The following is an 11,432-nucleotide window of genomic DNA, read 5'->3' as shown; positions in this document are numbered from 1 at the left end:
TTATAATTATATGGGTAGAGACTTTTTAACTTTTCTAACTGGATATATTATCCATATATTTTAATTAACTAGCACAAGAGATTAATTTTATTTTAAAAAATTTAATAAATTTTTACACAAATAAATATTATTTTGATAAAATAAAAATAATTAGAAATGAAATTACTAATATAATAAATCAAAGGGTGATAATATGGATAATTTATTTCAAGGAATATTGTGGAGTTTAGCAGGAATTATAATTGGTGTATTAACAGTCTTTTTATCACCTAAAAAAAAGAAACAGCTGACATTTGAACACATTAAGGAAGATTTTATTAAAATTTTGTTCACATGGGCAGGAGTTGTTGCATTTTTTGTATTAGTAATGAATAAATAAGAATATATTAATAAAGATTTTATGTTATAATAATATCTAAATAATTAAGAAAAATATCTTATTATAGTAGGGAAAATGATATAGAAAAAAGTAAAATAATAGAATCACATTTAAATAAGGGTTAAATATTTATAGGATCAATCAATTTAGTTAATAAAAATAAATTATTTTTTTATAAAGAAAAAGAATTAAGACGTAAATATATAGTTTATTGGCATGGAATAATAAGAGCCATGCAGATATACCGTTATTGGTGTATTTGTGTGGTTTTTTAAATTATATAGTGAATAAAATTTATTAATAAAAATATTGTAAATAAAAGATACTAATTGGGGGGTATAAATAATGAAAAAATATATAATGGCAGTGGATCAGGGGACAACAAGCTGTAGAGCAATTTTATTTGATCATGAAGGGAATATAGTAAATATAGCACAAAAAGAATTTAAACAAATATATCCAAAACCAGGCTGGGTAGAACATGATCCTATGGAAATATGGGGGACACAAAGTGGAGTTATGCAAGAAGTAATAGAAACTAGTTCAGTAAAAGTTGATGAAATAGCTGCTATTGGCATTACTAATCAAAGAGAAACGACAGTAATATGGGATAAAAATACAGGCAAACCTATATATAATGCAATAGTTTGGCAGTCTAGACAAACTTCTTCTATATGTGAGGATTTAATACAACAGGGATATGAAGAATATATTAAAAAAGCGACGGGACTTGTTATAGACCCTTATTTTAGTGGAACAAAAATAAAATGGATACTTGATAATGTAGAAGGTGCAAGAGAAAAAGCAAAAAAAGGAGAATTATTATTTGGTACTATTGATACATGGCTAATATGGAATTTAACTCGTGGAGAAGTTCATGTAACAGAATATTCTAATGCCTCAAGGACAATGCTTTTTAATATAGAAACTTTGACTTGGGATGATAAAATTTTAAAAATATTAGATATACCAAAAGAAATGTTGCCAGAAGTAAAAGATTCTAGTGAAATATATGGATATACCCATGAAAAAATTTTTGGAGGTGCAAGAATTCCTATAGCAGGAGCTGCAGGAGATCAACAAGCAGCATTATTTGGACAATCTTGCTTTTTAGAAGGAATGGCTAAAAATACTTATGGTACAGGTGCATTTATTTTAATGAATACAGGAAATAAAAAAATAACTTCACAAAAAGGGCTATTAACAACTATTGCTTGGGGATATAAAGGGAAAATAACTTATGCATTAGAAGGAAGTATTTTTAGTGCTGGAGCTTCTATTCAGTGGTTAAGAGATGAAATGCGTCTTATATATTCAGCTGATGAAAGTGAATATTTTGCAACAAAAGTAAAGGATTCTAATGGAGTTTATGTAGTTCCGGCATTTACAGGGCTTGGGACTCCATACTGGGATATGTATGCTAGGGGGGTAATTGTTGGATTAACTAGAGGAGCAAACAAAGACCATATTATTCGTGCAACCCTAGAGTCAATTGCTTATCGTTCAAGAGATGTTATAGATATTATGGTAGAAGAATCGGGAATTTCTCTTAAAAAATTAAAAGTAGATGGAGGAGCAAGTAAAAATAATTTCTTATTACAATTCCAAGCAGATATATTAGGGGTAGAAGTAAGCAGACCGCAGGTAATAGAAACAACTGCTCTTGGTGCAGCATTTTTAGCTGGTTTAGCTGTTGGTTTTTGGAAAGATCAATCAGTTTTAATAGCTGACGAAAAAATAGATAAAGTATATATGCCCAAAATGCCAGAAGATATTAGAAATAAATATTATAAAGGATGGCAAAAGGCAGTAACTCGTGCATTAGCATGGGAAGAACAAGAATAAAGTAATTTAAATTTTTACATTTAAGTTTCTTTGACAATAAATTTTATATGTACTATACTATTATGGTGAAAATTTTAACATGTGAGGTGATAATATGAAAAAGATACAAGCAACTATTTTATTAATAATAATTACATTATTAACAGTAAGCTGTCAAAAGACAGAAAATATAAAAGTTGAAGAAGATAAGAAGCCAGAGAAGATTGTTATTCAAGCTCCTTCTGCTCCTCCTACTTCTGCGTTAGTGAAATTAGTAGAAGATAAAATGTTAGGAGAAGATGTAGAGGTTGAGTTTACTTTATATAGCACAGTAGAAGAAGCTACTACAAGGATAGCTAGAGGAGAAGCTGATTTTACTGTACTTCCTGTTAATGTAGCTTCTAAATTATATAATAAGGATGCAGATATTTCTTTACTTAATGTAAATACTTGGGGAATTCTTTATTTATTATCAAGAAATGGAGAAGTTAAGTCTTGGGATGATTTAAAGGGTAAGGATTTATTTGTAGGAGCTAAAGGAGCAAGTCCTGATGTTATAACTAGATATTTACTTAGTAAGAATGGAATAAATGAAGAAGATGTTAATATTAATTATGGTACATCTCCAGAAACTCTGCAGTGGATGATAGCAGGAAAGGCTGATATAGTAGTATTACCAGAGCCTTTAGTTACTAAGGGACTTTTAAATGCAGAGGATATGCAAATATCTATGGATTATAGTGTGGAATGGGAAAAGAGTACTGGAGAGGGAGTTAAAATGCCTCAAGCTGGTATAGTAGTGAGAAATAGTTTTGCTAGTGAATATCCTAATGTAGTAGAAGATTTTCAAAATGCCTATAAGAAGGCTTTAGAAGAAATAGTTAACGACCCATCTTCTGTATCTGCATTAATAGAAGAAAAACTTGAAATACCAGCAGCAGTTTTTGAAAAATCTATGGAAAGAACTAATTTAGAATTTATGGATGCACAAGATGCTAAATCTCATGTTGAAATATATTTAAATGCTTTAAATGAAATATCAGAAGATATGATAGGAGGAGCACTTCCTGATGAAGGATTCTATTATAAGAAATAAGAAAGTTTACTTTCTTATTTCTATTTTTATATTTATATTAATATGGCAAATTTTATCCATAGTAGCAGGGCCACTGATTATGCCTTCACCTATGGAAACTATTAAAGAAATGTTTCATTTATCTATAAGAAAAGATTTTTGGAAGGATATTTTAACTTCTATTATAAGAGGAATAATAGGGTTTAGTCTTGCAGTACTTATAGGCACTCCTATAGGATTTTTCATGGGATTAAGAGAAGAGATAGAAGCTTTTTTTCATCCTTTTTTAGTATTATTTCAAACTGTCCCAACTATATCTTGGATAATTCTTGCATGGCTTTGGTTTGGAACTGGAGATGGAGATGCAGCTATTTTTATTATATGGATTATTGTAATTCCATTTATTATTATTAATGTAATGGAAGGAGTAAAATCTGTAGATACTTCTTTAATAGAAATGGGAAAAGTATTTAATATTCCTTTAAAGAAAAAAATAATAGATATTTATTTTCCACAGATTTTGCCTTTTTGGCTTGCTGGATGCTCTATAGGGAGTGGATTAACGTGGAAAGGAGTTGCCATGGCAGAGCTTTTAACAGCTAAAACAGGGATAGGAGCGGCTATGGGAACTGCAAGGATTAATTTAGAAATAGCTCAAGTTTTTGTGTGGACTGGGATTTTAGTTTTTTTGGGTTATATTTCTACTGTATTAATTAGAAAATTAGAGGATTTAGTTACAAAAAAATGGCGGTGATATAATGGTTTTGCTTGATCGGGTAACAAAAAAGTATAATGATTTAGTTGTATTTAAAGATTTAACTCTTGATATAGATGAAGGTAAAATTTATTCAATATTAGGTCCTTCTGGGTGTGGGAAAACTACCATTTTAAGAATAATAGGAGGACTTGAAAATATTGATAGTGGTAGAATTTTGTTATCTAAAAAAAGAGTAAGTTATATATTTCAAGAACATAGATTGCTTCCTTGGAAAAATGTAAGAAAAAATCTTGAACTAGTATGCCCAAAAGAGGATTTAGATAAAATCAATATGTATTTAGAAATGATGGAACTTAAAGATTACGAATATTCTTATCCTAAAGATTTAAGTGGAGGCATGAAACAAAGAATATCTATGATAAGAGGATTTTTATATCCTCATGATATTCTTTTGATGGATGAGGCTTTTCAAGCTTTGGATTTAAAATTAAAGACTAAACTTTTAAGGGAAGTTTATAAATTACATAAAGATATAAAAAATACGATTATATTTGTAACTCATAATGTAGAAGAAGCTCTTTTTCTAGGGGATGAAATTATTGTATTATCTAAAAAACCAGCAGTTATTTTGGATAAATTTAAGATAGATATTCCCCAAGAAAAAAGAGACTTTGAAAGCAAAGAAATAAAGAATTTAAAAAATAAAACAAAAAGCCTTCTAGAGCATACCACCGTCTAGATTAATAACTTGTCCTGTTAAATAACTAGATTTATTAGAAGCAAGATATAAACATAAGTTAGCCACATCTTTAGGAGTCCCCATTTTCATTAAAGGAATTTCGTCAAGCAAGTCTTTTTTTTCTTCATCATTAAGCCAATTATTCATATCAGTATCAATTACTCCACAAGCTATTGCATTAACCCTTATATTTGAAGGGCCTAATTCTTTTGCTAAGGCTTTTGTAAAGCTATTAACTCCTCCCTTAGAAGCAGAGTATGCCACTTCGCAAGAAGCTCCACTAACACCCCAAATAGAAGAAATATTAATTATATTTCCTCTATGATTTCTTATCATAGGAGGAAGGGCTAGATAAGTACAATTATAGATAGAAGTTAAATTTACATCAATTATTTCTTTCCACTGTTTAGGTGTGGTTTCTGTGAATAATCCTACTTTAGAAATACCTGCATTGTTGATAAGTATGTCTATTTGTTCAAAATGTTTATAAATAGTTTGAAACATAGATGCAACAAAATCATAGTTTGATACGTCTCCTAAAAAATAAAGACATTTCCCTCCTAAGTTTTCTATTTTATTTTTTAATAATTCTAGATCATTTTTAGTTTTAGAACTATTAATTATTAAGGTAGCTCCTTTTTTTGCAAAAGAAAGAGCTATTTCTTTTCCTATTCCTCTAGAAGAGCCTGTAACTAACACTACTTTATTTTTGAAATTCAATTTAAACACCTCATAAAAAATATTTTTATTGATAATTATGGTAATTATAGTATGTTTACATTTTGTGTATTTTGAATTATTATATAATACGTTGGTATTTAATTCAATTTTTATAAAATGTCATAGTTTTGTTGCAAGTTTGTAATGAATATATGATAATATAAAGGATAGAAAATGAGGAGGCTAAAAACTTGAAAAAAGATAAAAAAATATTTTTATTTAGTATTTTAGGCGTTTTTATGATATTAACTATTGTTTTATTGAAATTTATTAATTTAAATTTTAAAACTCTTGCATCTTCTATAGAAGAAGATGTTGTAGAAAATAATGTATATGAAAGCAAAGAAGATGTTCAATATATAGAAGAAAAAATAAATGTAGAAGAAATTACTGGGATGATTATTGGTATGGATAAATCAAAGGGATTAACAGATGTAGTAATGGTAGCTAAATTTGACCCGTCTGATAGTTCTATTAAACTTATATCTATTCCAAGGGATTTATATATAAATTTTGATGAACCGAGATTTTCTTCTATTAAAGAAAAAAATAAAGAGATAAATATTGGGTATTGTAAGTTAACTGAATTATATAACTATACTGGAAGAAATGAAAAATCCATAGAAATCATAGAAGAAGTTGTGCAGGTAATAATAGGAGAACCTATTGATTATTATGTTAAAGTAGATTTAGAAGGTTTTAAAGCTATTATTGATGTAATAGGTGGAGTTGAAGTTGATATTCCAAAGGATATGCACTATGATGATTATTCTCAAGACCTTCATATACATTTAGAGAAAGGATTGCAATTATTAGATGGAGAAAAAGCAGAACAGTTAGTAAGATATAGGCATGGATATGTGGACGGAGATTTTGGAAGAATTAGAATGCAACAAATGCTACTAAAAAATTTAGGGGAAAAAGTTTTAGAAATAAGAAATCCTATTAAAATTTTTGAATTAGTTAAAGAAGCTTTTAAATATGTAGAAACAGATTTTACAATAGTAGATGGAATAAAGTATATAAAATATTTATTAGATATTGATGTTAATACTATTTTTAAGGAAGAAAATATGGTCACAATTCCGACTAATGGAGAAAAGATAGGTGGACTTTGGTACGAAGTACAAGATGAAGAAAAGACGAAGGAGATATTAGATGAATTACTTTAGATAAAAAGTTTAATAGATTGGAGTGAATTAAGTGGCTAAAAGAAAACAAAAACAAACCAAAGTAAAAAATAAAAAATATCTTATTAGAAGATTTTTTTCTATAGTATTTTTAAGTGTGTTTTCTTTTTTAGTTTTAGCTAGTATAGGGACTTATGGGTATTTAAATTTTGTTAAAGGAAAAGATTCTTCTAATTCTTATAGTGGAGGATCTGAAAAAGAAGAAAAAACAGGATTATTAGATTTCTTGGGAATAAAACCAAAAGAAGTTAGAACAAATGTAGCCATATTTGGGGTGGATAAAGATGAAATAAGAACAGATGTAATTATTGTAGCTACATTTAATAGTGAAACTAAAAAAGTAGACCTTATTTCGATTCCAAGGGATACAAGAGTGTTTTTAACAGATTCGACTCTTGAATATATGAGAAGTATAAATTCTAACTATGTACCAGATACTGTGAAAATTAATGAAGTTCATGCCTATGCGGGAAAAGAAAAAGCTAATGAATATTCAGTAAAAGAAGTAGAAAGACTTTTAGGAGTAAGTATAGATTACTATGTTAAAGTGAATATTGAGGCTTTTAGAAAAATTGTGGATGAAATAGGCGGAGTCGAAATAACCTTAGATAGGGATTTTTATTATGTGGATAGAGCAGGAGATCTTTATATTAATTTAAAAGCAGGACATCAAGTTTTAAATGGAGACCAAGCAGAACAATTAGTAAGGTATAGAAAAGGATATGCAGATGGAGATTTAGGAAGAATTAAAACTCAACAAAAATTCTTAAAAGCATTTGCAGAGCAGGCTTTAAGTCTTAAAAACATTACTAAGGCACCTTCCATAATTAAAATTTTATTTGATTATGTAGAAACTGATATTTCTTTAAATGATGCTTTAAAATATGTTAAATACCTAGATGATATAGATATAAATAATATAGATATGTACACTATTCCTGGAGAAGCTAGAACGATAGGAGAGAGATCATATTTTATTCCAGATGAAGAAGGAATAAAAGAATTAGTAGATGAAATATTTTTTACAGAAGAAAAAGAAGAAGATAGTACCACTAAAGATAGTAAAGATGCTAGAATAGAAGTTTTAAATGGAGGTTCTGTTAATGGTCTTGCAAGTAGGACTAGAGATAAGCTAAAAGAAGACGGATATAATGTAGTAAGTATAGGAAATTATGAAGGGGCAAAAGAAGAAAAAACTAGAATTATTGTTCGAGAAGAAGGAATGGGAGAAGATTTACAAAAGTACTTTGAAAATAGTATTGTAATAGTAGATGAGGATAGTCTGCGAGATGAAATAGATATACAAATAATATTGGGATTAGGAGAGAGTTAATATGTATGAAAACTGTATTCATGCTGGATACAGTTTTTCATTATAATTATAAATAAAAATTATTTTATTAAAGAGAGGAGTATTATAGTTGAAAAAAATATATAAAATATACATAAGCTTATTTATTTGTTTGATTATAAATATAGTGACACCACAGATATTAAATGCTTCTAATGTGCTTTATAAAGAAGTAAAACAAGAAGAAGTAAGAAAAGGTGTTACATATTTAATGGATAGAAGATTAACAGAAGATGGATGGCTAGATATTCATATTTTAAAAGTAGATTTAACTAATCCTTACATAAAACTAGATGTTATGGAGTCAACTAATGAATATAATATAAAAGAAACATTAACGGATTTAATTGAATCTAATGGAGCTATAGGAGGAGTAAATGGAGATTTTTTTGATATGTCAAAAAATCCTACAGCTTCTTTAGGTATGGTTATAAGAGATGGAAATCTTATATCAGCTACTAATTATGTTAACTTGAGTGAAAATAAATGGCCTACTTTTTTTATGGATAAAGAAGGAAATCCTTTTATAGATTATTGTAAAGTATCCATGGCTTTTTATAATGAAAATAATATATCCTTTCAAGTAGCAGGGATTAATAAGGTAACTACGTTTAAAAAGGCAGTATATTTAGATAATAACGCATATACTACTACAGAACAAATAGATAAGATAAATGATAGTTTATATAAGATTGTAGTGGAAAATGATAAAATTGTGTATATTTCTGCAAGTGGAGAAACAGTTTCTATTCCGGAGGATGGATATGTAATTGCTATAGAAGAATCAGTAGCTGCAGATAAAATTAATTTATTTAAGGTAGGACAAACTGTAAATTTTGAGTTACAAACATCAATAGATTTAGAAAAAATAGAAACAGCTCTAGGAGGAGCAGGAAAGATTGTAGATAAAGGAACTATTCCTCAAAATCCTGGCCATTTAGTAGCTCCTAATACAAGAAATCCAAGAACAGCTTTAGGAATTTCAAAGGATGGTAATACATTATATTTAGTGGCAGTTGATGGGCGTAGCCCTAGTATAGGAGCAACTCACAGTGAAATGACTTCTCTTCTTTTAGAATATGGAATTTATGATGCAATTCATTTAGATGGAGGAGGGTCTACAACCATAGCTGCGAGACTTATGGGAGAAGAAGAAGTGACTCTGTTAAATAATCCTTCTGGTGGTTCACAGAGAAAAATTGTTAATGGACTTGGAGTATTTTTAGATGCTCCTATAGGAGAATTGGCAGGGATTAAACTTGTACCAAAGTATGATAGAGTATTTAAAAATACCGGTGTTGAAATAGAAGTAATAGGATATGATGAAAACCTTAATCCGGTATCTATTAATGAAGAAGATATAAAATGGAGTGTTGAAAATATAACAGGAAAATGGAATGGGAATATTTTTTACCCTGAGTCTTCTGGAGAGGGAATTATTACTGCAAAAATAGGAGATATAAAAGGTGAAGTTTCATTAATTAGTATGGAGGAGCCTAAAGCTTTAGAAATAAATCCTAATATTATAAAATTAGAAGAAGGAGAAAGAGTAGAATTAGAAGTAGTAGGTTTAGATGAAGAAGGATATAAAGTTTATATTGACCCTAGTAAAATAACTTGGAATGTAACTAATAATTTAGGTAAAGTAGATAATGGTGTGTTTATTGCAGGAAACACTACTGGACAAGGAGTAATAGAGGGAAGTTTAGGAGAAATTAAAGTATATGTTCCAGTACTTATTGGAGAAAAGGTTGTTCCTATAGAATCATTTGAAGAAAGTAATAATGTAGAATGGCTTAGCTATCCAAGTTATGTTACAGGAGAAATAGCTATAGATACTTCTAAAAAATATGAAGGTAATAAATCTTTAAAGATGAACTATTCTTTTAAAGCAAAGCTAAATGAAACACAAGCCTCCTATATACAATTTACATCTCCATTAAAATTAGATGATGTTCCTAAGGCTATAGGAATGTGGGTATACGGAGATGGCTCAAAGGATTGGTTAAGAGGTAGAATTATAGATTCTAAGGGAGAAAAATATGTTATAAATTTTGCTGAAAATATCAATTGGGATGGATGGAAATATGTACAGGCAGATATTCCTAGTGGAGTTAATTTCCCAGTATCTATTGAGAGGATATATGTGGTTACATTAAATAATGATGTAGATCGTAATAATACTATTTATGTTGACCATATCTCTGGTATATATTCTTTAGAAGAAAATATAAATAATTTACCAGAAAGTACAAAATTACAAGATAAATATGAAAAATCTTTATCAAAAGAAGCAGATGAAAATAGTTTTGATATAACAATTTTTGGAACTACAGCTAATAAAAATACTTTGCTTGATGAAGTAGTTCAAAGAGAAGTTATAGCACAAATGAATAATTCTGATTTTAGTATTTATGCTGGAGAAACGGATATAAATGAAGTAGATATAAAAGTTCCTTATGTAAAATGGAATGATAAATATGTAGTAACGGATATTAATAATTTAAGAATTATTCAACTTAGTGCGGCAAAAGGAGGAATTAGAAATACTGATTCAGCACAATGGAAGTATCTTCAAAGAGATTTAGATACTGATAAATCACATATAATTATTGTTATGGATAAGAATCCATTGAATTCTTCAACTTTTACAGATTCTATGGAAGCAGAATTATTTCATAACTTACTCAAACAAACAAAAGAAGAAGAAGATAAAAATATATTTGTGATTAGTACTGAGGGATATAATACAGATATTCAAATTAAAGAAGGAATAAGATATATAAATTTAAATGGACTATGGTATAAAAATGATGATATAAATCTTTATAAAGATTTTTCAATATTAAGATTTAGAATTAATGATTCACAGATAAACTACGATTTACAATCTGTATATCCACAAGTTATAGTTGATTGATGTATAAAGGAGGATAAAAATGAGAAAAAAATTTAAAAATATATTTTTCATACTATCTATTTTTGTAATATTTACAATGATTTTTAATATGGATAAAGTTATGGGTACAGATATAGGAAGTTATGAAGACCCTTTAGTATCTAAAAGTTATGTGGATTCACAAATAAAAGAAGTTATGGACTTAGTAGAGACTATTGTCTCTAATCAAAATTCGGATTCAGATTCTAATAAAACAATAAGTTATGAAGTTGTTAATGTATCAGCAGGAGAAAAGTTAGTAGGAGGACAGGGGACAGAAATTATACTAAGAGGAGGTAAAGGGTTAGCTATTGCTTCTTCTTACGGTGGACTTCAAGATATAACAGAAGGTATAGATATAGCTGGTGGGACGCAGATTCCTAAATATCATCTTATTATTATTCCTAGAGAAGATGGTAGAGGAATTTATGTAGAAAGTGATGCTGTATTTATGGTTAGAGGAGATTATGAAATCCTGCCATAAATTTAAGTTATTAA

At 28.5% G+C, this 11,432-nt stretch carries 10 protein-coding genes; 9 read left to right on the top strand and 1 reads right to left on the bottom strand.

The window, feature by feature from the left end; genetic code table 11:
- Window positions 1-193 precede the first annotated feature (193 nt).
- The 5 genes from OM90_RS10045 to OM90_RS10025 all read left to right on the top strand — a co-directional run bounded on the left by OM90_RS10045 (window position 194) and on the right by OM90_RS10025 (window position 4,735).
- Complete coding sequence (locus OM90_RS10045; protein ID WP_058486756.1) at window positions 194-379, top strand: hypothetical protein; 186 nt, start codon at window positions 194-196, stop codon at window positions 377-379.
- Window positions 380-724: 345 nt separating this feature from the next.
- Entirely contained in the window at window positions 725-2,224 is a 1,500-nt protein-coding gene (gene glpK, locus OM90_RS10040; protein WP_058486755.1) for a glycerol kinase GlpK, read from the top strand.
- Between the two features lie 94 nt (window positions 2,225-2,318).
- Entirely contained in the window at window positions 2,319-3,299 is a 981-nt protein-coding gene (locus tag OM90_RS10035; protein WP_058486754.1) for an ABC transporter substrate-binding protein, read from the top strand.
- On the top strand, window positions 3,274-4,032 hold the full coding sequence (locus OM90_RS10030; RefSeq protein ID WP_058486753.1) for an ABC transporter permease: 759 nt from the start codon (window positions 3,274-3,276) through the stop codon (window positions 4,030-4,032). Before OM90_RS10035 ends, OM90_RS10030 begins: the two co-directional genes overlap by 26 nt.
- A 4-nt stretch (window positions 4,033-4,036) precedes the next feature.
- Window positions 4,037-4,735, top strand: a complete 699-nt coding sequence (locus OM90_RS10025) for an ABC transporter ATP-binding protein (protein ID WP_058486752.1) — start codon at window positions 4,037-4,039, stop codon at window positions 4,733-4,735.
- Here the strand turns inward: OM90_RS10025 and ymfI are convergent.
- Window positions 4,715-5,455, bottom strand: coding sequence for an elongation factor P 5-aminopentanone reductase (ymfI, locus tag OM90_RS10020; RefSeq protein WP_058486751.1), 741 nt, complete (start codon window positions 5,453-5,455; stop codon window positions 4,715-4,717). The two genes, OM90_RS10025 and ymfI, sit on opposite strands and share 21 nt — an antisense overlap.
- A gap of 191 nt (window positions 5,456-5,646) precedes the next feature.
- Here ymfI and OM90_RS10015 point away from each other — a divergent pair, with 191 nt between their 5' ends.
- The 4 genes from OM90_RS10015 to OM90_RS10000 all read left to right on the top strand — a co-directional run bounded on the left by OM90_RS10015 (window position 5,647) and on the right by OM90_RS10000 (window position 11,418).
- Entirely contained in the window at window positions 5,647-6,627 is a 981-nt protein-coding gene (locus tag OM90_RS10015) for an LCP family protein (RefSeq protein WP_058486750.1), read from the top strand.
- A 31-nt stretch (window positions 6,628-6,658) separates the two neighbouring features.
- Window positions 6,659-7,978 carry an LCP family protein gene (locus OM90_RS10010; RefSeq protein ID WP_058486749.1) on the top strand — a complete coding sequence of 440 codons (1,320 nt, stop codon included), beginning with the start codon at window positions 6,659-6,661 and terminating at the stop codon, window positions 7,976-7,978.
- 88 nt (window positions 7,979-8,066) lie between these two features.
- Complete coding sequence (locus OM90_RS10005) at window positions 8,067-10,916, top strand: phosphodiester glycosidase family protein (protein WP_058486748.1); 2,850 nt, start codon at window positions 8,067-8,069, stop codon at window positions 10,914-10,916.
- 19 nt (window positions 10,917-10,935) lie between these two features.
- Window positions 10,936-11,418 (top strand): hypothetical protein, encoded by a 483-nt coding sequence (locus tag OM90_RS10000; protein ID WP_058486747.1) that lies wholly within the window; start codon window positions 10,936-10,938, stop codon window positions 11,416-11,418.
- The last annotated feature ends 14 nt before the right edge of the window (window positions 11,419-11,432 follow it).

The sequence above is a fragment of the Defluviitalea phaphyphila genome, assembly GCF_001466305.1.
Lineage (GTDB): Bacteria > Bacillota > Clostridia > Lachnospirales > Defluviitaleaceae > Defluviitalea_A > Defluviitalea_A phaphyphila.
The sequence above is the reverse complement of the archived record's forward strand: the minus strand, read 5'-3'. Positions and strand labels throughout refer to the sequence as shown.

What these genes read in the sequence shown, in the direction of transcription:
- OM90_RS10045 (WP_058486756.1), top strand. Translation starts at nt 194, where the DNA reads ATGGATAATTTATTTCAAGGAATATTGTGGAGTTTAGCAGGAATTATA.
- glpK (WP_058486755.1), top strand. Translation starts at nt 725, where the DNA reads ATGAAAAAATATATAATGGCAGTGGATCAGGGGACAACAAGCTGTAGA.
- OM90_RS10035 (WP_058486754.1), top strand. Translation starts at nt 2,319, where the DNA reads ATGAAAAAGATACAAGCAACTATTTTATTAATAATAATTACATTATTA.
- OM90_RS10030 (WP_058486753.1), top strand. Translation starts at nt 3,274, where the DNA reads ATGAAGGATTCTATTATAAGAAATAAGAAAGTTTACTTTCTTATTTCT.
- OM90_RS10025 (WP_058486752.1), top strand. Translation starts at nt 4,037, where the DNA reads ATGGTTTTGCTTGATCGGGTAACAAAAAAGTATAATGATTTAGTTGTA.
- OM90_RS10000 (WP_058486747.1), top strand. Translation starts at nt 10,936, where the DNA reads ATGAGAAAAAAATTTAAAAATATATTTTTCATACTATCTATTTTTGTA.